The sequence below is a fragment of the Mesorhizobium sp. M0761 genome (assembly GCF_040320205.1).
In the GTDB taxonomy this organism is placed as follows: Bacteria; Pseudomonadota; Alphaproteobacteria; order Rhizobiales; family Rhizobiaceae; genus Mesorhizobium.
This window is the reverse complement of sequence record NZ_JAMYPF010000001.1, coordinates 349,498-374,878: the sequence shown is the minus strand read 5'-3', so window position 1 is coordinate 374,878 and position 25,381 is coordinate 349,498. Positions and strand designations below refer to the sequence as shown.

The window sequence follows — 25,381 nt, the reverse complement described above, 5'->3', positions numbered from 1 at the left end:
AGTGATGCTCACAAAACTGTTGTCCGCTCATGCGGCGCGGGAAAAATCCCCGGGGCGCTCCGCTTCCCCAGACCGTACGTCGGCGGGGACTGACGCCCGGAATCACCCGGGCCATCGGTCCTGCTTCGCGCAATATAGGGACTTGCGGGCTTTTCACCGACAGAAGCCTTCGACTGAGCTGACGGCACGCCGCCGCCAGTCCGGTTTTTCGCGCCCGGCCGGATCAGCCGGATGATCCGGCGCACCAGCGACGGCCGGCTGTGGTCGGGAACCGCACGCGAGAAATCGACATCCGGCAACATGCCGCGATGCGGACGCCGGCGCGTCTCGGCATGAACCGCCGACGAATAGGTCTCGCCGACCAGCAACGCCCAGGTCGCCGTCTTGCGTTCGTGCAGGCTTCTTGAACCAGGTATCTTATAGGGATCGAACATCGGTCCGTCCTCCGTGTGAAAATAGACATAAAAAGGCGAAGCAATGTCGTGCGCCGGCCTTCGGCCGGAGGCACGGATTGCATCCGTCGGGACACGAGGATAGGCCTCGGTCGCGACATGCTCAGCTGGGGCTCTAGGCCCCTTTAACCGGTTGAAAAACATCGCAGGATTCCTTCAAGAGCCGAAAATTGGGTTCGGCGGGAATCGGTGCGATCAGATCTAAGAAATCAGGTAAATCGTCGTACCGAAACCGCCGGCAGGCAGGTAAGCCCACGGGAGGGGCGCAGGATGTGCATGGTCAGCATGAAATACCCCTCCATCGGTTCGGGTTGACAATGCCTGCGGTATAATCGACTTCGCAGAAAATGGCCACCCGCAGGTCCAGCAATTTCCAAAACCAGCCACCCGCTGTGGCCGATCTGCCACTTATTAGAAAGACGCGGAAATGAACCACCGTCTCCGCATCGCCCTCTACCAGCCTGACATCGCCGGCAACACCGGAACAATCCTGCGCTTCGCCGCCTGCCTCGGCCTTGGCGTCGACATCATCGAACCAGCCGGCTTTCCGCTCTCCGACAAAGCGCTCAAGCGCGCCGGGATGGACTACCTCGAAATGGCTGCCCTGACCCGGCATGTCGACTGGAACGCCTTCGAGGATTGGCGCAAGGGCCAAGCCTGCCGGCTGGTGCTGCTCACCACCAAAGCCGCGACCCCCTATACGGGCTCCAGCTTCGCCCAAGGCGACATCCTGCTGTTCGGCCGCGAATCCGCCGGCGTGCCGGATCCTGTCCATCAGGCGGCGGATGCGCGGCTGACGATCCCGATGCAGCCGGGCACGCGCAGCATCAACGTCGCGCTGTCCGTCGCCATGGTCGCCGGTGAAGCCATCCGGCAACTCGGCTAGAACCTTCAACGCGTTGTCGTCATCGCCAACGGCCCTTGCGTCTTGCATCATTCTCACCCAGGCGCACATCGCCTTCTCCTCAATTGCCCTATCGACATTTCCTGGCTACAAGCTCAACTTAAGTTGAGGTCAAGCGGAAAATCGAGATGGCTCCGGTAAAGGAATTGACGGTCGGCCAGTTGGCCATGCGCAGCGGCGTGGCGGTGTCGGCGCTGCATTTCTACGAGGCGCGCGGGCTGATCCGCAGCCACCGCACGTCGGGCAACCAGCGGCGCTATGGCCGCGACGTGCTGCGGCGGGTGGCGATCATCCGGATCGCCCAGGAGGTCGGCATCTCGCTGGCCGAGATCGGCGCCGCACTTGAATCGCTGCCAGAAGGCCGTACCCCGACGCGCGAGGACTGGAACCTGTTGTCGACCGGCTGGCGCGACGACCTCGATCGCAAGATCACTCAGCTAAAGAAGCTGCGCGACGGCCTTACCGACTGCATCGGCTGCGGCTGCATGTCGATCGACAAATGCCCGCTGCGAAACAGGGAAGATCGCTTGAGTGCGCAAGGGCCGGGCGCAAGGCGACTGCTTGTGGAATCCTAATCCGCCGCGGGCAGCCGCCGTATGGTGAATTCGATTACGTCGCCCGGCCGCTCGAACCAGCTTTCGATCTCGGTCCAGTAGGCCTGCTTGGGAAAACGCTCGAACCATTCCTTGGCCTTGAGCCGCGCATCCGGGCGCGGCAGGACGAAGGTCTCGCGCAAAAACCCGTCACGCGGCATGCGCTCGCGCTCGGCGCGTGAACGATCGAGCCTTTTCTTCAGGCCATGCAGCGGCGGTCTTGCCGGCGTGCGCATGAAAGAACTCCTGGGCCGAACCAGATGACACTTGACCCTTGCCCCTAAGAGATTAGGGATCGCGCCCGGAAAAGGCTAGTGGTCCGATTCCAACATTCGCCTCCCTAATCCCCAGGCGCCGTTGCGAATGTTGGAATCACAAGGACCGCTAGCAAGTTTATGTTTCTGGTGGAGTTTTCGAATTTGACATTTGCATCGTGCCCTGCGCCACGCTGTGTGCAAATGTCAAATTCACTCCACTAGGTCCTTTGTCGGCCGCGACCGGAGACAGCATTTTGGAACGACCAGAAATACCGACAGGCCTGCCACCCGACATCGAACAGAAGAAAATGAAGGCTAGGCTCTGGTTCGAGACGCTGCGCGAGCGCATTTGCACAACCTTCGAGCAGATCGAACAGGAACTGCAGGGACCACTGGCCGAATGGTCGCCCGGCAGCTTCGAGAAGACGCCGTGGGAACGCGACAATGGAAAGGGCGGCGGCGGCGCCATGTCGATGATGCGCGGCCGCGTCTTCGAGAAGGTCGGCGTCCATACTTCGACCGTCTATGGCGAATTCTCGCCCGAATTCAGGAAGCAGATGCCCGGCGCCGAGGAAGACCCGAGCTTCTGGGCATCAGGCATTTCGTTGATCGCGCATCCCTGGAACCCCAACGTGCCGGCCGTGCACATGAACACCCGCATGGTCGTGACGTCGCGCCACTGGTTTGGCGGCGGCGCCGATCTGACGCCGGTGCTCGACCGCAACCGCACGGAAGATCACCCCGACACGGTCGCCTTCCATCGAGCCATGCAGTTCGCCTGCGAGAAGAATGCCGCGGTCGCCGACCACCCGAAGTTCAAGGCCTGGTGCGACGAGTATTTCTATCTGCCGCACCGCAACGAGCCGCGCGGCGTCGGCGGCATCTTTTTCGACTGGCTGCATTCGGGGGAGGAGAAAGGCGGTTGGAATGCCGATTTGAACTTCGTCCAGGATGTCGGGCGTTCTTTCCTTGTCGTCTACGGACACCTGGTTCGCGCCCATTTCAACGAGAACTGGACCGACGACGACCGCGACGAGCAGCTCATTCGCCGCGGCCGTTACGTCGAATTCAACCTTCTTCACGATCGCGGCACCATCTTCGGCCTGAAGACCGGCGGCAATGTCGCTTCGATCCTGTCCAGCCTGCCGCCGGAGGTCCGGTGGCCGTAAAAAATCGGTGAGCGAAACGTGAGCCGCATTGACGTCCCATTCGCCGAATCTGGGCAGCCAATGTGGCATCGCCATTATCTTTTTCGTCTAATAGGCGATTGAAATAAAACGACTATTTGTCGTTTCGGGCCGGGAAGCGCCGGCGGTTCAGTCCCGAACCGCGACACGACGCTACCGGACGGCCCTGAACAAGGCGGAGCATTTTCCAAACGGATGCCCGCATTTCCAGGAGTATTACATGCGAAAGCTCATTGTTTCGGCAGCCGCCGCTGCCCTTCTCGCTTCCGGCTCGATTGCCTTTGCCGCGGTCAAGCACACCACGGGCACGGTCAAGACCTATGATGGCACGGCCATGAGCCTCGTTCTGGACGATGGATCGACCTTTACGCTGCCCAAGACCTTCAAGGATCCTGGCCTGAAGGCCGGCGAAAAGGTCCGCGTTTCCTGGGACATGAGCGGCAAGAACAAGGTTGCCGAGTCCGTCAAGATCGAGAAGTGATCGGGACAAGACCGAACGTTCTCGCCTTGGCTTAGCCTGGCAAGAGGGGGCGGAGCAGCGCTGCTCCGCCTTTTTCGCCCCCACGGCAACCAAACTCGTGGAACCGTGTTATGCTAACTCCCCCGTGCGCGCCCCCGAAACCCGACTGCTGTGACAGGGCGCGGAACAGAGATGGCGGAGCTTCGTGTGCCCATGAGAGGCACAGGCTCCAAGGAGGAAAAGGAGAAAATCCATGAAGGAATTCCATTGCGGCTCGCTGGTTCCCGGCTGTGAGTGGCACACCCGTGCCGGTGAGGAAGCCGAGGTCATGCGCCGCGCCGTCGACCATATGCGCGAGACACATGGCGAAACGGTCATTCGCGAGACGATGATCGAGGCGATCCGCTCGCGCATCGAGAAAGTTCGCGACGCGGCCTGAGCAGTCCTATCTGGCCTTCAAGGCTTCCGCGGCGCGCTCCAGCAGCGCGTCGCGATCGAGCGCAAAGCCGGACCCGATCCATTCCTTTTCCAGGTTTTTCAGGATCGCACCGAGTATTGGCCCCGGCGACGCGCCAAGCGCCGTCAGATCGCCGCCCTTGACTGGGAACACCGGTTTTTCCCATTTCAGCGCAAAAGCGAGCAGGCGCGAAAACCCGCCGGCCTGAACCAGCGCGTCATTGTCCTCGAGAGCCCGCGCTCGCGCCGACGCCAGCGACAGCCGCAGGCGATCGAGAAAACCCTGGCGCTCGCCGGGATAGAGTTTCTTGGCCAGTTCCGCTTCGCTTGTCTTGGGCTCGACGGCAGCCGTCAGCGCCCAGTGGCGCAGGCGCTCCGCCTCAGTGGTCGAAAGTTTCAGCCGCTCGGCCAGTGTCTTCATCCTCGCCGCATCGGGCGGCACGATCGCCTCCAGCCTGAGCAGCGGGTCCGGCGCCCAGCCCAGATCCTTTTCTGTCTTGGTCAGCCCATGAATGGCATCGATGCCCCATTTGTCGCTTTCCGGCAGGGCGCTGGTGAGCACGCCGGCCTGGCGCATCCACAGCAAGGCGCGCGACGGATCTGGGGCCGATAACAACTTCTTCAGCTCGGACCAGATGCGTTCGGCCGAGAGATGGGCGAGACCGTCCTTGAGCCGGGCGCAGGCCTTCAATCCCTCGGCATCGGGCCGACCCTCGCCATACCAGGCGAAAAAGCGGAAGAAACGCAGGATGCGCAGATAGTCTTCGCGGATCCGCTGCTCGGCATCGCCAATGAAGCGCAGCCTTCGTGCCTCGATATCGCCGACGCCGCCAACCAGGTCGACCACCGTCCCGTCAGCCTCCGCATAGAGCGCGTTGATGGTGAAATCGCGCCGTTCGGCGTCGGCCTTCCAGTCGCGGCCGAACGACACTTTGGCGCGGCGGCCATCGGTCTCGATGTCGGCGCGCAGCGTTGTGACCTCATAGGGCGCGCCGCCGGCAATCACCGTGATCGTGCCGTGCTCAATGCCGGTCGGCACCGCCTTGAAGCCCGCCGCCTCGGCGCGGCGAACGGTTTCCTCGGGCAGGCAAGTGGTAGCAACGTCGATATCGGCGACCGGCTGCCCAATCAGTGCATTGCGCACCGCGCCGCCCGCGATGCGAGCTTCCTCGCCGCCTTGCGCCAGCACGGCAAGCAGCCGCTGCAGATGCTTTTCACCCAGCCAGTCGGCCTTGCCCGCCAGCGATATCGGATCACTCAAGCATAGAGCCTTTCATAGAGCGTGCGGATGATGCCGGCAGTGACGCCCCAGATGCGCTGGCCGCCATAGGGCATATCGTAGAAGAACCATTCCAGGTCGTTCCACATGCGGCTGTCCCTGGTGTGGTTGGCCGGATCCATCAGGAACGAAAGCGGCACTTCGAAGGCGGCGTCGACCTCGTCGGAATTGAGCGACAGCGTAAAACCGGGCTCGACGATCGCCAGCACCGGGGCGATGCGATAGCCGCTGCCGGCGACATAATCGGGCATGCGGCCGATGATCTCAATGCGGTCCTGGCCGAGCCCGATCTCCTCGAAGGTTTCGCGCAAGGCCGCTGCTTCCGGGGTCGCATCGGTGGGATCAATGGTGCCGCCGGGAAAAGCCACCTGCCCGGAATGGCTGCGCAGTTTTTCCGCCCGCTTGGTCAAAAGCACGGTCGCATCGCGTCCATGATCGACGACCGGGATCAGCACCGCGGCGTCGCGCAGCGCTTTGAGCTGCGTCAACCGTGGATGGCCGGGGTTGAAGCGATGATCGCCATAATCGTCGCCGGCATGGGCTTCAGCTTGCGCCGCGACCCGCGCGCGAAAATCCGCTGTGGAAAACGGCGGCGGCCTCACCTGATCCATCATGCGCTCAGCCGCTTCAGTTTTTCCGCCGGCATGATCGGATAGATTTCGCCTTTCGAGCGCACGGCAAACATCGTCTTGCCGCCGATATCGATCTCCTCGCCATGCTCGACCAGTTCGTACATCACCGGCCGCGCCACCAGCGCTTCCAGCCGCCCGCGCACCAGCACATAGGGTTTCAGGCCGCCGGTCTCGTTCTCGTCGACGAAGCGCAGCGGATGGCCAGGCCCGGCCTCGACGACATCGCCGACATTGGTGCGGAAGGTGATGGTCTGCTCGGCGCCGGCGCCGGAAACATCCATTTCAACCGCGATGAAAGGCGCGTCCACGACGCGGATGCCGACCCGTTCGACCGGCGTCACCAGATAGGTCCTGCCATCCTCGTCCTTGCGCAGCACGCTGGAAAACAGCTGCACCAGCGGCATGCGGCCGATCGGCGTGCCGAGATAGAACCACGTTCCGTCTTGTTTGATCTCCATGTCGAGATCGCCGCAGAAGTCGGGATTCCAGCGCTCCACCGGCGCCGCGCCCTTGCCGGCGCGAGCCGCACGCGAGATCAACGCTTCGAGACCGCGCGCCTCGGTTGCGGCAGCAAGGCTGTGTTCGCGATGTTCGGAGCGTTCCGTCATGGTCACGAAATAGTCACTGTTGTTCCGCTTGTCAGCCTAAGTCTGTGATTTAAATTCATTCGTAGGCGCCAGGCGAAGCCGAATCGCGGCATTCTAAGGCACACTGCAGTGCAAGCCGGTACTTCCAGCACAAGGATCGATGCGGCATGAGCGTAATGGTCAAGGAAAGCCCAATCAGCGAAAAGGACATGATCGCCCAGGCCGAGACTGCGCTGGCCGATATTTCCAGGGTGCGCGACGGCGTCGGCCGCGTCATTTTCGGCCAGGAAGTGGTGGTCGAGCGCACGCTGGTGGCGCTGCTTGCCGGCGGCCATGCGCTGCTGGTCGGCGTGCCCGGCCTTGCCAAGACCAAGCTGGTCGAAACGCTCGGTGTCGTGCTCGGCCTCGATTCGCGCCGCATCCAGTTCACACCCGACCTGATGCCGTCGGACATTCTCGGCTCAGAGGTGATGGAACAGGACGAGGCCGGCAAGCGCTCCTTCCGCTTCATCTCCGGCCCGATCTTCGCGCAATTGCTGATGGCCGACGAGATCAACCGCGCCTCGCCGCGCACCCAGTCGGCGCTGCTGCAGGCGATGCAGGAATATCACGTCACCATCGCCGGCATTCGCCACGACCTGCCCGCGCCCTTCCATGTACTGGCGACGCAAAACCCGCTGGAGCAGGAAGGCACCTATCCCCTGCCCGAAGCACAGCTCGACCGCTTCCTGATGCAGGTCGACATCCTTTATCCCGAAATCGAGGCCGAGCGGCGCATCCTGCTCGAAACCACCGGCATCGAGGACGCCAAGGCGCAAAACGTCCTGCAGCCGGCGCGGCTGAGGGAAATCCAGACGCTGATCCGCCGTATGCCGGTGCCCGAAAGCGTCGTCGACGCCATCCTCAAACTGGTGCGTTCGGCGCGTCCCGGCCAGGGCAATGCCGAGACCGACAAGCATGTCGCCTGGGGTCCCGGCCCGCGCGCCAGCCAGGCGCTGACGCTGTGCGCCCGTGCGCGCGCGCTTTATGACGGGCGGCTGGCGCCGTCGGTGGACGACATCCGCGCGCTGGCCGAACCGGTGCTGCAGCACCGCATGGCGCTGACCTTTGCCGCCCGCGCCGAGGGCACGACCGTGCGCGACGTGGTAGCGAAACTGGCCAAAGGAATCTGATGGCGCGTATCGGCGAAGTCCAGGCACCGGCAGCGACGCGCGACGCGCTCGCCAGGGGCCGGTTGCGGGCTTCGCTGGTGCCGGACCTGCTGGTCGAGGCACGCCGTATCGTCAATACGGTAATTGCCGGCTGGCATGGCCGCCGCAAGCGCGGCATCGGCGAGAATTTCTGGCAGTTCCGCCCCTATGTCGAAGGCGATTCCTCGCGCATCGACTGGCGCCGTTCGGCCCGGGACGACCACACCTATGTGCGCGACCGCGAATGGGAAGCAGCCCACACGGTGTGGCTTTGGGCCGACCCATCGCCCTCCATGCTCTACAAATCGACTGGCGCCAGCGTTTCCAAGGAATCGCGCGCGCTGGTGCTGGCACTGGCCATGGCCGAATTACTATCTCGCAGCGGCGAGCGCATCGCCTGGCCCGGCCTGACCGATCCGTTCACCGCCCGCAACGGCGCCGAGCGCATCGCGGCGCAATTGATGCACGCCGCCGACCCGCCGGCAAAGCCTGACCTGTCCGCCATCCGCCGCTTCTGCGACATCGTCGTCGTCAGCGATTTCCTCGACCCGGTCGAGGAGACCATGGAATGGCTCGATGTGCTGGCGCGGCATGGCGTGCGTGCGCATCTGATCGAGGTTGCCGATCCGGCGGAGGAGACCTTTCCCTATGCCGGCCGCACCGAATTCACCGATCCCGAGACCGGCGACAAGCTGACCGCCGGCCGCGCCGAAATGCTCGGCGACGAATATCGCCTGCTCTACACCGCCCGCCGCCAGGAGCTGGCCAGCTGGTGCAAGCGCCTCGGCTGGAGCTATACCGTCAACCACACCGACCGCCTCGCTTCCGAGGCGCTGGTGCGCATCCACATGGCGATGACCGCCGATGGCGCATTCGTGGGAAGGGCCGGCGCATGAGCTGGCTGCCGCTCTCCTTTGGCGCTCCCATGGTGTTGTGGGGCCTGCTGGCGCTGCCGGTGATCTGGTGGCTGCTCAGGCTCACACCGCCCAAGCCGCAGTCCGAAATGTTTCCGCCGCTGAAGATCCTCGCTCGCGTGCTGAAGCGCGAGGAAACGCCGCAGCAGAGCCCGTGGTGGCTGACGCTGCTGCGGCTGTTGATGGCAGCCCTTGTCGTCGCGGCATTAGCCGAACCCGTTTTCAATCCGCGCGAAAAATTGCCGGCCGAGGGCGCCGCCCTGGCGCTCGTCATCGACAATGACTGGGCGAGTGCCGCCGACTGGGGCAAGCGCGTCGCCACCGCCCAGCGGCTGATCGCCGATGCCGGTTCGAACGGCGTACCGGTCGTCATCGCCTTCACCGCCGAAAAGCCGAACGCCGAGATCGGCCCCTTCGATGCGGCGGCTGCCCTCGACCGGCTGCGCGCCGCCAAGCCGAGGCCGATCCCGACCGACCGACCCGCTGTCTATGCCCGCGTCGCCGGCGTGCTGGAAACCTTGCCCGGCGCCAGCGTTGCCGTTCTCGCCGACGGCCTTGCGGCAAAGGGCGACGAGGCCGCCTTCAACACACTGCTGTCGAAAAACGCCGCCCGTGTCGTCTGGGCCAATTCCGACCGGCTGGCGCTGACTGGGCTCACTGGCGCCGAAAATCAGGTCGACGGCTTCGCCCTGACCGCCATCCGCGCGCCCGGCGATCCGGCGCCGGCACAAGTCACCGCCGGCGCCTTCGACGATAAGGGCCGCCGCATCGCCGACGCGACGCTGACCTTCGCGCCGGGTGAGACTACTGCCACCGGCACGATGGCGGTGCCGTTCGAACTGCGCAACGACTTCGCCTCGATCGCGCTCGACGGCGAACGCCAGGCAGGTGCGGTGCGCGTGCTCGACGAAAGCTCCAAGCGCCGCCGCGTCGGACTTTTATCGCAGGCCGAGGCCGACCAGGCGCAGCCGCTTCTGTCGCCGCTCTATTACATCAGGCGCGCGCTGCAGCCTTTCGCCGATCTGGTCGAACCGTCGAGCGTCGATCTCGCCGACGCCATCCCGCAGCTTCTCGACCAGAAGCCGGCGATGATCGTCATGGCCGATATCGGTACCATTCCGCCGCAGGTCCATCAGCGGCTGGTCGACTGGGTCGACAATGGCGGCACGCTGGTGCGCTTCGCCGGTTCGCGGCTGGCCGCCGCCGGCAATGACGACGACCTTCTGCCGGTCAGGCTGCGCACCGGCGAGCGCTCGCTTGGCGGCGCGCTGTCATGGACGACGCCGCAAGCGGTGACCGAATTCCCGAAGAACGGCCCGTTCGCCGACCTCGCACCGCCGGCCGAGGTCACGGTGAGCCGGCAGGTGTTGGCCGAACCGACGCCGGACATCGTCGAGCGCACCTGGGCAACCCTTGCCGATGGCACCCCGCTGGTGACCGGGTTGAAGAAGGGCAAGGGCACGCTGGTGCTGTTCCATATCACCCCGGAAGCGACATGGTCGACGCTGCCGATCTCCGGCAGCTTCGTCGAGATGCTGCGGCGCATCGTGCAGCTGTCGCGCAACCAGGGTGCGGCGGTTGCCAACGCCGAAGCCGCTGCTACGTCGCTGGCGCCTTATCGCATGATAGCCGCCGACGGCACTTTGGTGCCGCCGACGCCGGACGCACGACCGCTGGTCCCTGGCGCCGGCTCGCTGCCGGTGACGTTCGAGAACCCGCCCGGCCTCTATGGCTCGGAAACCGGCGTTTTCGCCCACAATCTGCTCGACCCGGCCACCGCCTTCGCGCCGCTGGTGCGCCCGCAATTCACAGTGCCGGTGACCAATATCCAGTACGCTTTCGATGAATCGCGCGACCTCAAGGGATCGCTGGTCACAGGGGCCCTTGTGCTTATGCTGCTCGACACGCTGGCGGTGTTCTGGATGGGCGGGCTGATGTCGCGCCGACCGCGCCGCGCCCGATCGGCCGCGGCAACGACGGCTGCGCTGCTGCTTGGCCTCGGCATGCTGTTTGGCCATGCCGACCTCGCCCGCGCCGACGACGCCAAGCCCGGCGATGCCGCGGCAATCGAGGATATTGCCAAGACCCGCATCGCCTATGTGCTGACCGGTGTGCCCGGTGACGATTCGATCAGCCGCGCCGGGCTCGAAGGCCTGACCCGCTTCCTGATCGAGAAGACCGCGCTCGAGCCGGGCGCGCCGGCGGGCGTCGATATCTCGAAGGACGAGCTTTCCTTCTATCCGCTGATCTACTGGCCGATCGATCCTTCCGCGCCGATGCCGAGCCAAGCCGCGATCGCCCGCATCGACGCCTATATGCAGCAGGGCGGCACGGTGCTGTTCGACACGCGCGACCAGTTCGCCAACGGCATCGGTGCGGATTCGGCGAGCCCGGCGACGGAACGGTTGCGCGACATTCTCGGCAATCTCAACGTGCCGCCGCTGGAGCCGGTGCCCGCCGACCATGTGCTGACCAAATCCTTCTTCATCCTGCCCGAATTTCCCGGCCGCTTCTCCGGCAGCCCGCTCTGGGTGGAAGCCTCGCTCGAGGCCAGCAATGCCGAGAATCGGCCGGTACGCGTCGGCGACGGCGTCTCGCCGATCCTGATCACCGCCAATGATTTTGCCGGCGCCTGGGCCGTCGACGGGAATGGTGACCCGCTTTTGCCGACCGTGCCATCGGATCCGATGCAGCGCATCTATGCGCTGCGCGCCGGCGTCAACATCATGATGTACATGCTGACCGGCAACTACAAATCCGACCAGGTGCACGTGCCCATCCTGCTCGAACGGTTGGGGCAGTAAGCCTATGAACTGGTCGATTTCCTTCGAACCGCTGCTGTCCTGGCCCTTGCTGGCTTTGGTGCTCGCACCGCTGCTGGTGCTGGCGGCTGTCGGCTTGTGGTTTCGCCAGCGCGGCGCGATCTTCCGCTTCGCGGCGCTGATTGCGCTGGGCGCAGCACTCCTCAATCCGGTCTTCCTCGATGAGGAGCGCGAGGCGCTGAAGAGCGTCGTTGCCGTCATCGTCGACCGCAGCCAGAGCCAGGATATCGGCGACCGGACCAAACAGACCGACGAAGCGCTTGCCGGTTTGCAGCAGCGCCTTGACCGCTTCAAGCAGTTCGACGTCCGCGTCATCGAGGCCGGCAAGTCGGAAGCCGCCGACGAGCGCACCGAGACCAAGCTTTTTGCAGCGCTTGAAGGCGCGTTCCGCGACGTGCCGCCCTCGCGCATCGGTGGCGCCATCATGATCACCGATGGCGAGGTGCATGACGCGCCGGCCGCCCCCGACTTCAATGCGCCGCTGCACGCGCTGATCACCGGCAACGAGCACGAGAAGGACCGCCGCATCCGCTTCGAGAATGCGCCGCGCTTCGGCTTGGTCGGCAAGCCGCTCGACATGACCTACCGGGTCATCGCCACCGACGGCGAAACCGGCCCGGTCGATGTCCGCGTCTCGGTCAATGGCGAGCAGGTCGCGGTCGAAGAGGCGACCATCGGCCAGGCGATGCCGCTGCAGGTGACCATCCCCGGCGCCGGCCGCAACATCGTCGAACTCTCCATTGACCGCGAGCCGGGCGAACTGACCGACGCCAACAACCGCGCCATCGCGCTGATCGACGGCATCCGCGAGAATTTGCGCGTGCTTTTGGTTTCCGGCGAACCGCATGCCGGCGAGCGCACGTGGCGCAACCTGCTGAAATCCGACGCCTCGGTCGATCTCGTCCATTTCACTATTTTGCGGCCGCCGGAAAAGCAGGACGGCACGCCGATCAACGAACTGTCGCTGATCGCCTTCCCGACCCGCGAGCTGTTCGTCGAGAAGATCAAGGATTTCGATCTCATCATCTTCGACCGCTACCAGCACCGCGACGTGCTGCCGATCCTCTATTACGACTACATCTCCGAATATGTCGAAAAGGGCGGCGCGCTGCTGATTGCCGCCGGGCCGGAATATGCCGGCGACGCCTCGATCGCCCGCACCCCGCTAATGTCGTCGCTGCCGGCAATGCCGACCGGCGAAGTCATCGACAAGGCCTTCTATCCGCGCCTCACCGATCTCGGCCAGCGCCATCCGGTGACGCGCGGCCTCGACGGCTCGGCGACCGAGCCGCCGCGCTGGAGCCGCTGGTTCCGCACCATCGGCGTGCAGAACCCCGAAGGCGAAGTGGTGATGAAGGGCGCCGACAACCGCCCGCTGCTTCTGCTCGATCATAAGGGCGAAGGCCGCGTCGGCATGCTTCTGTCCGATCAGGGCTGGCTATGGGCGCGCGGCTTCGAGGGTGGCGGGCCGCATGTCCAGCTTTACCGCCGCATCGCCCACTGGCTGATGAAGGAACCTGAACTCGAGGAAGAGCGGCTGACCGCCGACGGCCGCGGCATGATGCTGGAAATCCGCCGCCAGACGATGAGCGACGATCCCGGCCCGGCGCAGGTGATCACCCCTTCGGGCAAGGCGCTGATCGTCAAGCTGGAGAAGTCCGAACCCGGCGTTTTCCTGGGCAGCATCGAGACCAAGGAGATCGGCCTCTACCAGATCGGCAATGGTGACCTGACCGCACTCGCCCATGTCGGCCCGGTCAACGCGCCGGAATTCTCCGACGTCGTCTCCACCGAGGACCGGTTGAAGGCTCCGACTGAGGCCACCGGCGGCAGCGTGCGCCGGCTGGCGGCCTCCTCCACCCTTGGCCAGATCACCGGCAGTGTCGCCCTGCCCTCCATCGTCCCGGTCCGCGCCTCCGGTGCGGCCTCGGGCGCAGACTGGATCGGCCTGCGCAGCACCGACGACAGCGTGCTCAAAGCCGTCTCGCGCGTACCCCTGTTCGGCGGCTTCCTCGGCCTTTGCCTGCTGCTGCTGGCCATGGGCGCGATGTGGTACAGAGAGGGACGGTAGCACCGCTTATCCTTCTCCCGGTTCACGGGGAGAAGGTGCCCGAAGGGCGGATGAGGGGCAGCGCGAGCCTGAGGTTGTTGGCAATCTCCTCGGCCCGCGCAAGCGAACTGTCATCGACCTCGGCGCTGCCCCTCATTATCCTGCCGGACATTTCTCCCCGTATAGTGACGGGGAGAAAGACGCTCAACCTACTCCTCCGGCTCCGTCGTAAACAGCAGCGGGTACCCCTTGGCCTTGGCCGCGTCGATGGCCCGTGTCGCCTTGGTCTCGGCGACATCCCTGGTGAAGACGGCAACGACGCAAACGCCGAGCCGGTGCGCGGTGATCATCACCCGGTTCGCCTGGTCTTCGCTGAGCTTGAACTCGCCCTTCAGCACCGTCACCACGAATTCGCGCGGCGTAAAATCGTCATTGATGAGGATGACCTTGTAGAGCTTCGGTCGCTCGGTCTGCGGCTTGGTCTTGGTCCGGGGTTTGGAGCTGATTTCAGGCATCGGGAACCGGTATCGCGCGAGGGGTCGCTCTCACTTTGTCATGGGGGAAAGCCGTCGTCCATTTTGATCGGCGCGCCAAACCGGCTTCCCGGAAGTGCTGCCGTTCACAAATTTAGGAACTGTGCGCTGCGGTTCAACGGCCCTGGCGGTCGGCGACGCGACGAGCCTGGAATTGCCGTGCGCTGGATGCCGCATCGGGCCTTGATCCGGCCGCCTTGTATTCGACCCAGGCGACCGCGAGCCAGCCGAAGAAGCAGGCCAGCGCCGCGCCGGTGATCACGGTCAGCAGCAGGCTTTGCCATGGTGTGATGTATTGCCAGCTGCTGGAGATTGCCGGTGCAAACAGCGACGGCTCCGTGCGCCCGCTCACCGGATCGGGCACCGGGCTGGCGGTGAACTGGATCAGCACCCTGACCATGGCCGAGGCCACAAGGCCGCCGATGGCCATCGAGCGCAGAATGGATGAAAGCCGCTTCTTCATGCGGGCTGTCCTACCGGACCGGCATTGCAAACGGGTTAAAGTCCTGGGTGGCCGGCACCCATCAACGGGTAATCATGCTCTCACACGACAAGGCCGCTCCAGCCGGGGGGGTGCTGGAGCGGCCTTGTTACAGACAAGCCTGTTGGCTGTCTGGATCAGGCCTTCGGGGCGTCCGTCTTGACGACCTTCTTCGCCTTCTTGTGCTTCTTGACGGGCTTCTTGGCGACGACCTTCTTCACCGGGGGCTTGGCGGTCGTGGTCGCCGGAGCGGTGGTCGTGGAAGCAGCCGGAGCAGCGGTCGTGGTGGCAGCGGCATTGCCCAGAGCCGGCATTGCGAAAGCGAGAGCGACGGCGAGACCGGTGGCGGAGAGGATGGACTTTTTCATGGCTTCATTTCCTTCTTTGTGCGGGTCGAGTTTCGAGTGTCACTGAACCGGGTCGATCGGTGTCACTCCAAGCAGCTTCAAAGCGTTCGCGAGCATCCGGATACCCTGTGCCTGTTTCTTGTTGGCGCAGAACCGGTTTCCCTTTCTTTGCAGTGCTTTCACCGCGGTGACCTGCGTTGCCGCGGCATGGGTTTCGAGGGCTTCGTCTACCTGGCGATTGAGATCGATGCAGCGCTCGCTCCTTGTGATCGGCGTCACCTTTGCGGTTGTGGCTCCGATCGCGGCTGTGACGAGCGGAATGCTGAGCAGCGCACCCATCAAGCTGATCGTGAACCTGTGCATCGGTAATGTCCGTTACTCCGGAGACTTCGCGTCGCAGCCGATGTCCTGACCGCCACGGCACCCTTTATGCCCTTGATTTTTTTCGGGAGTTTTTCCGGACTATAGAATTTTGTTTCTGGATTGTTTCTGGCAAATCGGCTTTGCGGGCGATCATCGCCGCTGGCCAACATGTGGCCAGAATTCTATCGTGTGGGTGACGCCACAGAAGCAGACTCAGAAGGCAGCCGCCGACCGGCCGCCAGCAATGACAGGATCGCCGTGAAATCCGATGCGCACATACTGATCGTCGACGACGACAAGGGCATTCGCGACCTGCTTCAGGAATTCTTCCAGAAGCGCGGCCTGCGCACCACGGTTGCCGCCGACGGCGTCGAGATGGAAGACATACTGCGCCGCACGCAGGTAGACCTGATCGTGCTTGATGTGATGCTGCCAGGAAAGAGCGGGCTGGAGCTCTGCCGCGACCTGCGCGCCAGCTACTCGACGCCGATCATCATGCTGACGGCGGTGACCGAGACCACCGACCGCGTCGTCGGCCTGGAAATGGGCGCCGACGACTATGTGCCCAAACCCTTCGATCCGCGCGAGCTGCTGGCCCGTATCCGCGCCGTTTTGAGGCGCAATGGTGCTGCCGAGCCGAAGCGGGCCACCACCAAGCAGATCTATCATTTCGCCGGCTGGACGATGGACTGCTCGCGCCGCCGGCTGATGGCGCCGGGCGACGTCAGGGTCGAACTGACGATGGCGGAGTTCAACCTGTTGCAGACCTTCGTCAAAAGCGCGCAGCGCGTCCTCACCCGTGACCAGCTCATCGAGCTTTCCGGCGGTGACAGCGACTATTCCTTCGACCGCAGCATCGACATCCTGGTCAGCCGTCTCAGGCGCAAGATGGAAGACGACCCCAAGACGCCGAAACTGATCCTGACCGTGCGCAGCGGCGGCTACCAGTTCCTGCCCGAGACCACCTCCGAATGAGACGGTTCCTGCCGCAAACCCTGCCGGTCTGGGTTTTGCTCATCGTCATTGCCGGCCTGCTGATCAGCCAGGTCGCTACGCTCTATATCGTCTCGCGCGATCGCGCCGTCGCCAATGACGAGGTCGATCTCTACCGGCTTAACGACCGCGCCTATTCGCTGGTGCAGCTGATGCATGACGACACGCCGGAGCAGCGCAAGCTGACGGCCTCCGGTCTGTTCAACGCCACCTATGCGCTCACCGTTTCGGACACGCCCGCGGTCACCTCGTCGATCGCCGGCGACGACGAACTGGCCGAGCTCGAGGACATTCTGGTCGGGCGGCTGTCGAAATTCGGCATCACCGACGCCCGCGTCCGGCGCGATCCGGCAACCGAGGCAGCCAACGCGCCTGGCGGTGTGGCCGTGACCAAGGATGTCGGCGCGGTGGAGCGTGACCTGTTATCGCTGGCGGCCAGCTTCGCCCAGAGCGACAAGCTGACGGCATCTGTCCGCTTCGCCGACGGCCAATGGCTGAATTTCACCGAGCCCAACACGCCGGTCGGACCGATATTGAGCTTCGACAGCCTGCCGCTCTATTCGCTGATCGCGGCCTTGGTGGTGATCATGTCGATCTGGTCGCTGCGCCGGCTGACGGCGCCCTACCGGATGATGGAAACGGCGGTCAACCGGATCGGCACGGACCTGAAGAGCCCCCCGATCGCCGAGACCGGCAGCCGCGAAATCCGCGCCGCTGCCAAGGCCGTCAACGCCATGCAGGTCCGGCTGCGCGACTATGTCGAGGATCGCGAACATTTGGCCGCCGCCCTCGCCCACGATCTGCGCACGCCGCTGACCCGCATGCGGCTGCGCCTCGAACTGCTGCGCAGATCGACGGCGCGCGAGGCGCTGGCCCACGACCTCGCCGACATCGAGAGCATCGCCAGCTCCGTCATCGACTTCGCCACCTTCGAAGTCACCGAGGAGAAGAGCGAGCGGATCGATTTCTGGTCGCTGGTTGAATCGATCGCGGACAGTTTCGAGGACGTCTCGTTCGACCATGACGGTGCAAGGCCCCGCGGCATGATCTGCATGGCGCGGCCGGTGGCGCTCAAGCGCTGCGTCAACAATCTGGTCCAGAATGCCGTGACCTACGGCAAGAAAGCCCATGTCAGCCTGCGGCAGTCGGACGGCACGGTCACGCTGGTTATCCGCGACGAGGGGCCGGGCATACCGCAGGCGCAGCTCGATCAGGTGTTCGGTTCCTTCGTGCGGCTGGAGCAATCGCGCAACCGCCAGACCGGCGGCCTCGGCCTCGGCCTGACCATTGCCCGCAACATTGCGCGTGCCGCTGGCGGCGATGTCAACCTGTCCAACCATCCCCGCGGCGGCCTGCTGACGGAGCTCAGCCTGCCGCTGGCGGCATAAGGCAGCAGACTAGCGTCTCAATGGGCACCGGGGGTGGATCAGCCAACCCAACCTTGCAATAGTGCAGCCGCTCGAACAGGAGGAGATCGCCGCATGTTTTACGCCATCCTGGCCTATCACGTCGAACAGACCATCCAGTCCCTGACGCCGCAGCAGGATGCGGCGCTGATGCACGACCTGCTCGAAGTCAACGCTAGGCTGACCCGCGAAGGCAAGCTCGGGCCGGCGGCAAGACTGGGCGCGACCGCCGACGCCGTGACGCTGCGCGGTCCGGGCGAAGGCATCGTCATCGACGGGCCGTTTGCCGAGACCAAGGAACAATTGCTGGGTCTTTATGTCCTCGACTGCGCCACGCAGGAGGCGGCGATTGCGGCCGCGCGCGACTTGCGCCGCGTGAATCCCTCGGCAGTCTACGAAATCCGGCCGATCACATTTTACCTTCCCGGCCTGGCGTTCCCCGTGACGAAGGGCGATTTCCAGGAGGCCGCCAGCGGCTGAGAGCCGCTTGCCCTACCCCATGGCCGGTCAGGCAGAAGCGATCTCGTTGCCCAAGCGGACCGTTTCGGCGACGAGAAGGTCGAGATCCTCGCGCCGGGTCCGGTGATTGTTGATCGCCACCCTGAGGCAATGCCGACCGTGCACCGTCGTGTCGGAAATGGCGGCGGTTCCGTCTTCCTGCAGCCTCAGCATGATCTCGGTGTTGAGCGCTTTCGCACGCTCGCCATCGAGACCATCCGCGCGATAGCGTAAGCAGACGATGTTGATGCTGGTCGGCGCCGTCAGTTCGAGCGCTGGCTCGGCCGCGATCAGGCCCGAGAGATAGTGCCCCTGCGCAATGTTCTGGTCGATCAGGCGGCCGAATTTTTCGACGCCGTGTTCTCGCAACGCCATCCACACTTTGAGTGCCTTGAAGCCGCGTGACGTCTGCAGGCCGTAATCGTGCAGCCATTGCCCGGAGGCGAGGCCGCGCGGTGTCGACTCCAGATATTCCGGCGTCACCGCGAAGGTCTTGCGATGCGCCGAGGCATCCCGCACCAGCGCGCAGCCTGCCTCGAAAGGCGCATGCAGCCATTTGTGCGGATCGAGCGCGATGGAATCGGCCCATTCGATGCCGGCGACGCGATGTGCATTCTCAGGCGCGATCGCGATCAGCGCGCCGATGCAGCCGTCGACATGGAACCAGAGGTCCTCCTCATGCGCCAGCTTGGCCAGCGCCTGCAGATCGTCGATGGCGCCGGTGTTGACAGTGCCGGCGTTGCCGATGATGCAGGCCGGCTTGAACCCGGCCGCGCGATCTTCCGATATCGCAGTCCTCAAACCTTCAATGTCGATGCGCAGGCCGGCGTCGCTGGCAATGCGGCGCAGCGCCTTGTTGCCGAGACCGAGCGCTTCCATCCCCTTGCGGTGACAGGAATGGACCTGGTCCGAGCCATAGAAGCGCAAAGGCTTTTCGATTGCTCCAACGCCGTGCTCGCGCACGTCGATGCCGGCCTTGGTGTTGCGCGCCACGGTGAGCCCGATGATGTTGGCCATCGAGCCGCCGCTGACCAGCGTACCGCTGGCCGAAGCCGGCATGCCCATCATCTGCTTGCACCAGTCGACCACCTGGCCGTCCATCAGGGCGGCGGCATGGTTGCCGCCGCCTAGATTGGAGCCCTGGATTGCCGCCAGGAAATCGCCGATCGCGCCGGTAAAATTGCTCGACCCCATATACCAGGACCAGAAGCGCGGATGGATGTTGCCCATCGGATAGGGCATCACCTTGTCCACGACATCGCCATAGATGTCGGCAAGCGGGGTCGGCGATTGCGGCAGCGAGGCGGTGAAGAAATGCCTCACATCTCCAGGCATCTCCTGCCACACCGGCCGTTGCCTGACATCGCGCAGGTAAGCGACAGCATCGTCAACGATCCGATGCGACAGGCTTTGCACATCGGCCCAGTCCGAGGGGTCAAGCGTTTCCTCGGTACTGGTAGCCGAGTGTCCAGGCATCGCGTCCATGCAATTTGCTCCCGCGTCATCATGCCGGGAACTGGCAACCGGGCGTCGAGCGCGAGAGAGCAAGCTCTTCCGCATTCATCTCGGCCTCGATGCCGTCGAACAAAGGCGTGGTCATGTAGCGTTCACCGGTATCGGGAAGCATGCACAGGATCACCGATCCGGCCGGTGCCGTGCCGGCGATCTGGCGCGCCACGGCAAAAGCCGAACCGCCGGAAATGCCGGTGAAGATGCCTTCCTGCTGCGCCAGCGCCTTGGCCCATTTCATGCCCTCCGGCCCGGCGATCGGCATCACCTCGTCATAGAAGTTGCCATCGATGGCCTCCTGCAGGACGTGCGGGATGAAATCCGGCGTCCAGCCCTGGATCGGGTGCGGTTCGAAAGCCGGATGGCTGGCGGCCGGCGCTCCGCCGGCGCCACGCATCTGCGGCTTGCCGCTGCCGACAAGCTGCGCATTAACCGGTTCGGTGAGCACGATCCGAGTCTCAGGCCGCTCGCGGCGCAGCACCCGCGCCACGCCGGCGACGGTGCCGCCGGTGCCGTAGCCAGTGACGAAATAGTCGAGCCGCGAGCCGGCGAAATCGTTGACGATCTCGCGTCCCGTGGTTGCTTCATGGATGTCGGCGTTGGCCTCGGTCTCGAACTGGCGGGCCAGGAACCAGCCATTGGCTTCGGCCAGTTCCACCGCCTTCTTGTACATGCCGAAGCCTTTCTCGGCGCGCGGCGTCAGCACCACCTTGGCGCCCAGCATCCGCATCAGCTTGCGGCGCTCGACCGAGAAACTGTCGGCCATCGTCACCACCAGCTTGTAGCCCTTCTGCGCACAGACCATGGCAAGACCGATGCCGGTGTTGCCGCTGGTCGCCTCGACGATGGTCTGTCCCGGCTTGAGCGCGCCGGTGCGTTCACCTTCCTCGATGATGTTGAGCGCCAGCCGGTCCTTCACCGACGCAGCCGGATTGAAGAACTCGGCCTTGACGTAGATGGTGGCGTGCGCCGGTCCGAGATTATTGACGCGGATGACCGGCGTGTCGCCGATGGTGTCGAGAATGCTGTCGAACAGGCGGCCGCGGCCGGCCGTGGTTCTGATTTTCTGCTGATGCAACATGGTAGACTCCTGGTTCTTGCTCACGGGCCGGTTACACACCGGCGGTTTGAGCGGCGAGATTTCGACACCTTGCCGCACTACAGGTCCTTGACGTGCGGCAGTGTGGTAAACACCACATTCGGCGCACAAATTTTGCCAGCCGGGTGCACTTTGTCGTGCTCGGTGGTAAAGCAGGGGCCGGCAGGTCAGCGTGGGAGCAGGCGTGGTATCTGGCGTGGAATCGAGCCTGGCGAGCAGCCATCAAGGTGTTGTCGTGCGCCTGTTTGGGCCGCCGACAATTGCGCGCGACGGCGTCCCGGTGGTCTTGCCGGCATCGCGCAAGCTGCGCGCGCTGCTGGCCTATCTGGCGCTGGCGCCCCATCCGGTCGGACGTGGCAAGCTCTGCGAGTTGCTGTGGGATGTTCCAAATGATCCCAGGGGTGAGCTGCGCTGGTGCCTGAGCAAGCTGCGGGCCGCGCTCGACGAACCGGGCCGCCGCAGGATCGAAACATCGGGCGATACGATCGCGCTCGATCTCGACGGCATCTCAGTCGACGTTCTGGATGTCGCGGCGGCGGCTGCCGCAGGCATCGAAACGCTCGAGCCGACGCGACTGCAGTTGCTCTCCGACCTGTTCGTCGGCGACTTCCTCGAAGGGCTGGAGATCGACCGCAGCCCTCTCTTCAACAGCTGGCTGACCGCGCAGCGCCGCCGTTTCGGTTCCTGCCAAGCTGCTATACTGGAACATTTGGTCAAGACGCTGCCGGCCGATTCCGAAGCCGTCTCCGCCCATCTCGAAAAATGGCTGGAACTGACCCCGTTCGACAGCAGCGCCCATGTCGCACTCCTGGTGAGGCTGGCGCGGCGCGGCCAGTTCGGCGCCTGCGAAGACCATCTTGCCGCTGCGGCGCAGTTGTTCCAGTCGGAAGAGCTGGATTTCGGCCCGGTGCGCGAGGCGTGGCTGTCCATCCGCAGCGAACGGCCCTGCGCGATTTTGCCGGCACAACCGGCAGCTCCGCCCGGGCCGAACCAGGCGTCAGTCATGCTTGCCGGTTCAGAAGCCGCGACGCCGCACAAGGCTTCGCTGGCCGTGATGCCATTTGCCGAAGACGCCGGTAGCGGCGTTCGTGGCGGGCTGGCCGATGGCTTGACCCACGACATCATTACCCGCCTCGCCAAGCTCAGGGACTTCTTTGTCATCGCCCGGGGCTCGGTCTTTGCGCTGGCGGAAAGGAACATCGCGCCGGAAGATGCCGGCCGAAGGCTGAATGTCGACTATGTCGCCACCGGCACGGTGCGCAGCGCGACGGGTCGCCTGATCGTCACTGTCGAGCTTGTCGAGGTTCGCACGGCCAGGATCGTCTGGGCCGAGACCTTCGAGCGCAAGGCCGAGGACATCTTCATTGTCCTCGACGATATCGGCAACAGCATCGTGGCCTCTGTCTCATCCGAGATAGAGATGGTCGAGCGCAACCGCGCCATGCTGAAAGCGCCCAATTCACTTAACGCCTGGGAGGCCTACCATCGCGGCCTCTGGCACATGTATCGCTTCACCCGCAGCGAGAACGACCTCGCACGGCATTTCTTCGACATTGCTGTCAGGCAGGATCCGACCTTTACCCGCGCCTATGCCGGCCTGTCCTTCACCCATTGGCAGAGCGCCTTCCAGCGCTGGGGCGACCGCGACCAGGACAGCGTGCTTGCCTTTGAGGCGGCCGGCCAGAGCGTTTTGGTCGACGATCATAATCCCGCCGCGCACTGGGCGATGGGCCGGGCGCTGTGGCTGCGCGGCGAGGGTGATGCGTCCGTGCTAGAACTGCAAAGAGCCGTCGACCTCAGCCCGAACTTCGCGCTTGGCCACTATGCGCTGTCCTTCGTGCATTCGCAGTCGGGCGACCCGCACGCGGCGATCGGATCGTCGGATCATTCGCGCCATCTGTCGCCGTTCGACCCGATGCTGTTCGGCATGCTGGGCGCACGCGCCATGGCGCATGTCCGCCTCGGCCAGTTCGACGAGGCGGCCGAATGGGCGCTGAAGGCGGCCGCCCGCCCCAACGCACATGTCATCATCCTGTCGATCGCCGCCCACTGCCTGGCGTTGGCTGGGCGGCTGGACGAGGCGAAAAACTTCGCCGCCGCCATCCGCAAGACGCTTCCGGATTACCGAGCCGACGACTTCATCGACACCTTCCGCTTCGACCGGGATGCCACAGCCCTGTTCAAGCTCGGCGCCACGCGCATCGGGCTGGCTTAGAGCATGATCCCAAAAAGTGGGTACCGTTTTTGGAAAAGATCATGCTCCAACAAAGGGTTAGATCATGATGAGATTTCAACCAAATCTCATCATGATCTAGCGCCGCAACACCGCGCTCAGCACATCGCGTATCCCGATCGCGCCGACAAAGCGCGACTGGTCGTCGAACAGCGCCACGGGTGCCGTCTGCGAGCGGTGCATGGCCAGCATCACCGTCTTCAGCGACGTGCCGGGGTTGGCCCAGAACACCTGCGCCGTCTCCTCCGGCTGCGCCTCGACATCGGCGCATGAAACCCATACCGCCGGTTTGCCGTCGCGTTCCGCCGCCGCCACCAGCCCGTGCTCGTCGATCTTAAAGCGCGTCGTCTTGCGCCGGTCGAGCCACACCCAGCCATTATCGCCGTGCTCGAGGTCGCGGCTGTCGCGCATGACGTTCCAGGCGGTCAGCACGGACAACGGATTCACATTGGCGATGAAGTCGCGGACATAGTCATTGGCGGGCTTGAGCACGATGTCTTCCGGCGCCCCGGTCTGCACGATGCGACCGCCCTCCATGATGGTGATGTGGGTGCCGATCTTCAGCGCCTCTTCCAGATCATGGCTGACGAAGATGATGGTCTTCTTCAGCTCCGCCTGCAGCTGCAGCAATTCGTCCTGCAGCTTGGTGCGGATCAGCGGATCGAGCGCCGAGAACGGCTCGTCCATCAGCAGGATCGGCGCCTCGGTGGCGAAGGCACGGGCCAGGCCGACGCGCTGCTGCATGCCGCCGGACAGCTCATGCGCGTATTTCTTCGACCACTGGTCGAGATTGACCAGTTTCAGCTGGCGTTGCACGCGCTCCTTGCGCTCTTGCTCCGGCACGCCGGCGAGTTCGAGGCCGAGGCCGACATTCTCCTCCACCGTACGCCAGGGCAGCAGGCCGAACTGCTGGAACACCATCGCCACCTGCTTCTGGCGCAGCCGCCGCAGCGTCGCCTGATCGCAGGTCACGACATCGACGATATTGTCGCCGTCCTTGACCAGCACCTGGCCGCGCGACACCACGTTGAGCCGGTTGACCGCCCGCAGCAGCGTCGACTTGCCCGAGCCGGACAGGCCCATCAGCACCGAGATTTCGCCCTCATGCACGGTCAGGCTGGCGCCGGCGCAACCCAGCACATTGCCGGTCTTTTCAAGGATTTCGGCGCGCGTGGCGCCGCCATCGATCAGCGCCAGCGAACCGGCCTGGTCGGACCCGAAGACGATATCGACATTTTTGAAATCGACGGCGACGGTCATTTCTTGCCTCCAACGCCGATACGCGTCATCCGGTCGAGCACGATGGCGAGTACGACAATCGCCAGGCCCGCCTCGAGCCCGAGATCGATGCGGCGCGAGCCGAGCGCGCGGTTGATTTCAGTGCCGAGGCCGCCGGCGCCGATGAGTGCTGCAAACACCACCATCGACAGCGACAGCATGATCGATTGCGTCAGCCCGGCCATGATGGTCGGCAGCGCTGAGGGCAATTCGACCTTCCACAGCAGCTGCTGCTTGGTGGCGCCAAACGCCTCGCCGGCCTCGATGATCGACTTCGGCACCGAGACGACGCCGAGATGGGTGAGCCGGACCGCGGTCGGGATGACGAAGATGATGGTGACGATGAGGCCGGGCGCGTTGCCGAGACCGAACAGGGTCAGGACCGGGATCAGGTAGACGAAGGTCGGCAGCGTCTGCATCAGGTCGAGCACCGGCAGCATGATGCGGTAGACCTTCGGATTGTGCGCGGCCCAGATGCCGAGCGGCACGCCGATGGCCATCGCCATGGCGGCGGCGGCCACGACCAGCACCAGCGTCTGCACCGTCTGCTTCCAGAGGTTCTGGTTGATGATGAAGATCAGGCCGAGAAAGACGCCTATGGCCAGCGGGCGCGAGCGCTGCAGCAGCCAGGCGATGATGGCGATGATCAGCGCCAGCAGCACCGGCGGCACCATCAAAAGGATGCCAACCAGCCCGTCGAGCAAGAAATTGAGGCCATTCGAGAAGGCCCTGAACACGGTGTCGAAATTGTCGGTGAGGAAACCGAAGAACGCCTTTCCCCAGGCGCCGATCGGTATCTTGTGATCGACCATGAATTTCGAAATCGGATCCATATCGCCCCTCTCATGCGAGAGACCG

The 25,381-nt window shown here is 64.2% G+C and carries 26 protein-coding genes; 13 read left to right on the top strand and 13 right to left on the bottom strand.

Annotation, left to right across the window (positions count from 1 at the left end; genetic code table 11):
- Positions 1–8: 8 nt before the first annotated feature.
- Positions 9–434, bottom strand: a complete 426-nt coding sequence (locus tag NKI32_RS01815; protein WP_353001646.1) for a hypothetical protein — start codon at positions 432–434, stop codon at positions 9–11.
- A gap of 445 nt (positions 435–879) precedes the next feature.
- Between NKI32_RS01815 and NKI32_RS01810 the strand changes: the two genes are divergently transcribed.
- On the top strand, positions 880–1,338 hold the full coding sequence (locus NKI32_RS01810; protein ID WP_353001644.1) for a tRNA (cytidine(34)-2'-O)-methyltransferase: 459 nt from the start codon (positions 880–882) through the stop codon (positions 1,336–1,338).
- A gap of 146 nt (positions 1,339–1,484) precedes the next feature.
- Positions 1,485–1,931 carry a redox-sensitive transcriptional activator SoxR gene (soxR, locus tag NKI32_RS01805; protein ID WP_023691595.1) on the top strand — a complete coding sequence of 149 codons (447 nt, stop codon included), beginning with the start codon at positions 1,485–1,487 and terminating at the stop codon, positions 1,929–1,931.
- On the opposite strand, the gene NKI32_RS01800 is transcribed toward soxR, so the two are convergent.
- Positions 1,928–2,185, bottom strand: coding sequence for a hypothetical protein (locus NKI32_RS01800; RefSeq protein ID WP_023683688.1), 258 nt, complete (start codon positions 2,183–2,185; stop codon positions 1,928–1,930). The genes soxR and NKI32_RS01800 overlap by 4 nt on opposite strands.
- A 275-nt stretch (positions 2,186–2,460) precedes the next feature.
- On the opposite strand from NKI32_RS01800, the gene hemF reads away from it, so the two are divergent.
- The 3 genes from hemF to NKI32_RS01785 all read left to right on the top strand — a co-directional run bounded on the left by hemF (position 2,461) and on the right by NKI32_RS01785 (position 4,292).
- The gene (hemF, locus tag NKI32_RS01795; RefSeq protein ID WP_353001641.1) at positions 2,461–3,375 is read left to right on the top strand and encodes an oxygen-dependent coproporphyrinogen oxidase; all 915 of its coding nucleotides are present in this window, start codon (positions 2,461–2,463) and stop codon (positions 3,373–3,375) included.
- Between the two features lie 238 nt (positions 3,376–3,613).
- Entirely contained in the window at positions 3,614–3,874 is a 261-nt protein-coding gene (locus tag NKI32_RS01790) for a DUF1344 domain-containing protein (protein ID WP_023686144.1), read from the top strand.
- Between the two features lie 232 nt (positions 3,875–4,106).
- Positions 4,107–4,292 carry a DUF1059 domain-containing protein gene (locus NKI32_RS01785; protein ID WP_023670013.1) on the top strand — a complete coding sequence of 62 codons (186 nt, stop codon included), beginning with the start codon at positions 4,107–4,109 and terminating at the stop codon, positions 4,290–4,292.
- Between the two features lie 6 nt (positions 4,293–4,298).
- Here the strand turns inward: NKI32_RS01785 and NKI32_RS01780 are convergent, their stop codons facing one another.
- The 3 genes from NKI32_RS01780 to NKI32_RS01770 are packed head-to-tail and all read right to left on the bottom strand — an operon-like array spanning position 4,299 to position 6,828.
- Entirely contained in the window at positions 4,299–5,570 is a 1,272-nt protein-coding gene (locus NKI32_RS01780) for a CCA tRNA nucleotidyltransferase (RefSeq protein WP_353001637.1), read from the bottom strand.
- Positions 5,567–6,199: a CoA pyrophosphatase gene (locus NKI32_RS01775; protein ID WP_023724971.1), complete on the bottom strand. Its 633-nt coding sequence runs from the start codon at positions 6,197–6,199 to the stop codon at positions 5,567–5,569. The genes NKI32_RS01780 and NKI32_RS01775 overlap by 4 nt, the downstream gene beginning before the upstream one ends.
- The gene (locus NKI32_RS01770; protein ID WP_023670010.1) at positions 6,199–6,828 is read right to left on the bottom strand and encodes a DUF1285 domain-containing protein; all 630 of its coding nucleotides are present in this window, start codon (positions 6,826–6,828) and stop codon (positions 6,199–6,201) included. The genes NKI32_RS01775 and NKI32_RS01770 overlap by 1 nt, the downstream gene beginning before the upstream one ends.
- Positions 6,829–6,974: 146 nt before the next feature.
- Between NKI32_RS01770 and NKI32_RS01765 the strand changes: the two genes are divergently transcribed.
- The 4 genes from NKI32_RS01765 to NKI32_RS01750 are packed head-to-tail and all read left to right on the top strand — an operon-like array spanning position 6,975 to position 13,804.
- A complete protein-coding gene (locus NKI32_RS01765; protein ID WP_023670009.1) occupies positions 6,975–7,979 on the top strand; it encodes an AAA family ATPase in 1,005 nt (334 codons plus the stop codon).
- The gene (locus NKI32_RS01760; RefSeq protein ID WP_023701554.1) at positions 7,979–8,893 is read left to right on the top strand and encodes a DUF58 domain-containing protein; all 915 of its coding nucleotides are present in this window, start codon (positions 7,979–7,981) and stop codon (positions 8,891–8,893) included. Before NKI32_RS01765 ends, NKI32_RS01760 begins: the two co-directional genes overlap by 1 nt.
- Positions 8,890–11,715 (top strand): DUF4159 domain-containing protein, encoded by a 2,826-nt coding sequence (locus NKI32_RS01755; protein ID WP_353001636.1) that lies wholly within the window; start codon positions 8,890–8,892, stop codon positions 11,713–11,715. The genes NKI32_RS01760 and NKI32_RS01755 overlap by 4 nt, the downstream gene beginning before the upstream one ends.
- 4 nt (positions 11,716–11,719) lie before the next feature.
- Entirely contained in the window at positions 11,720–13,804 is a 2,085-nt protein-coding gene (locus NKI32_RS01750; RefSeq protein ID WP_353001634.1) for a hypothetical protein, read from the top strand.
- Between the two features lie 188 nt (positions 13,805–13,992).
- On the opposite strand, the gene clpS is transcribed toward NKI32_RS01750, so the two are convergent.
- From clpS to NKI32_RS01730, 4 genes are all read right to left on the bottom strand, one after another.
- Positions 13,993–14,298: an ATP-dependent Clp protease adapter ClpS gene (clpS, locus tag NKI32_RS01745; RefSeq protein ID WP_023683679.1), complete on the bottom strand. Its 306-nt coding sequence runs from the start codon at positions 14,296–14,298 to the stop codon at positions 13,993–13,995.
- A 133-nt stretch (positions 14,299–14,431) separates the two neighbouring features.
- On the bottom strand, positions 14,432–14,779 hold the full coding sequence (locus NKI32_RS01740; RefSeq protein WP_023705924.1) for a hypothetical protein: 348 nt from the start codon (positions 14,777–14,779) through the stop codon (positions 14,432–14,434).
- A gap of 155 nt (positions 14,780–14,934) precedes the next feature.
- Complete coding sequence (locus NKI32_RS01735) at positions 14,935–15,165, bottom strand: hypothetical protein (protein WP_023670004.1); 231 nt, start codon at positions 15,163–15,165, stop codon at positions 14,935–14,937.
- A gap of 39 nt (positions 15,166–15,204) precedes the next feature.
- Positions 15,205–15,507, bottom strand: a complete 303-nt coding sequence (locus tag NKI32_RS01730) for a hypothetical protein (RefSeq protein ID WP_353001631.1) — start codon at positions 15,505–15,507, stop codon at positions 15,205–15,207.
- A 258-nt stretch (positions 15,508–15,765) separates the two neighbouring features.
- On the opposite strand from NKI32_RS01730, the gene NKI32_RS01725 reads away from it, so the two are divergent.
- From NKI32_RS01725 to NKI32_RS01715, 3 genes are all read left to right on the top strand, one after another.
- Positions 15,766–16,482 (top strand): response regulator, encoded by a 717-nt coding sequence (locus NKI32_RS01725; RefSeq protein ID WP_023670002.1) that lies wholly within the window; start codon positions 15,766–15,768, stop codon positions 16,480–16,482.
- The gene (locus tag NKI32_RS01720; protein WP_027049894.1) at positions 16,479–17,888 is read left to right on the top strand and encodes an ATP-binding protein; all 1,410 of its coding nucleotides are present in this window, start codon (positions 16,479–16,481) and stop codon (positions 17,886–17,888) included. The genes NKI32_RS01725 and NKI32_RS01720 overlap by 4 nt, the downstream gene beginning before the upstream one ends.
- A 93-nt stretch (positions 17,889–17,981) precedes the next feature.
- Positions 17,982–18,386: a YciI family protein gene (locus NKI32_RS01715; protein ID WP_023686152.1), complete on the top strand. Its 405-nt coding sequence runs from the start codon at positions 17,982–17,984 to the stop codon at positions 18,384–18,386.
- Positions 18,387–18,413: 27 nt separating this feature from the next.
- On the opposite strand, the gene NKI32_RS01710 is transcribed toward NKI32_RS01715, so the two are convergent.
- Entirely contained in the window at positions 18,414–19,889 is a 1,476-nt protein-coding gene (locus NKI32_RS01710) for a pyridoxal phosphate-dependent decarboxylase family protein (protein ID WP_027049893.1), read from the bottom strand.
- A gap of 19 nt (positions 19,890–19,908) precedes the next feature.
- Positions 19,909–20,994 carry a PLP-dependent cysteine synthase family protein gene (locus NKI32_RS01705; protein WP_023754941.1) on the bottom strand — a complete coding sequence of 362 codons (1,086 nt, stop codon included), beginning with the start codon at positions 20,992–20,994 and terminating at the stop codon, positions 19,909–19,911.
- Positions 20,995–21,196: 202 nt separating this feature from the next.
- Here NKI32_RS01705 and NKI32_RS01700 point away from each other — a divergent pair, with 202 nt between their 5' ends.
- Positions 21,197–23,227 carry a transcriptional regulator gene (locus NKI32_RS01700; protein WP_353001629.1) on the top strand — a complete coding sequence of 677 codons (2,031 nt, stop codon included), beginning with the start codon at positions 21,197–21,199 and terminating at the stop codon, positions 23,225–23,227.
- A gap of 96 nt (positions 23,228–23,323) precedes the next feature.
- Here the strand turns inward: NKI32_RS01700 and choV are convergent, their stop codons facing one another.
- On the bottom strand, positions 23,324–24,505 hold the full coding sequence (choV, locus tag NKI32_RS01695) for a choline ABC transporter ATP-binding protein (protein ID WP_023669996.1): 1,182 nt from the start codon (positions 24,503–24,505) through the stop codon (positions 23,324–23,326).
- Positions 24,502–25,356: a choline ABC transporter permease subunit gene (choW, locus tag NKI32_RS01690; RefSeq protein ID WP_353001627.1), complete on the bottom strand. Its 855-nt coding sequence runs from the start codon at positions 25,354–25,356 to the stop codon at positions 24,502–24,504. Before choW ends, choV begins: the two co-directional genes overlap by 4 nt.
- Between the last annotated feature and the right edge of the window lie 25 nt (positions 25,357–25,381).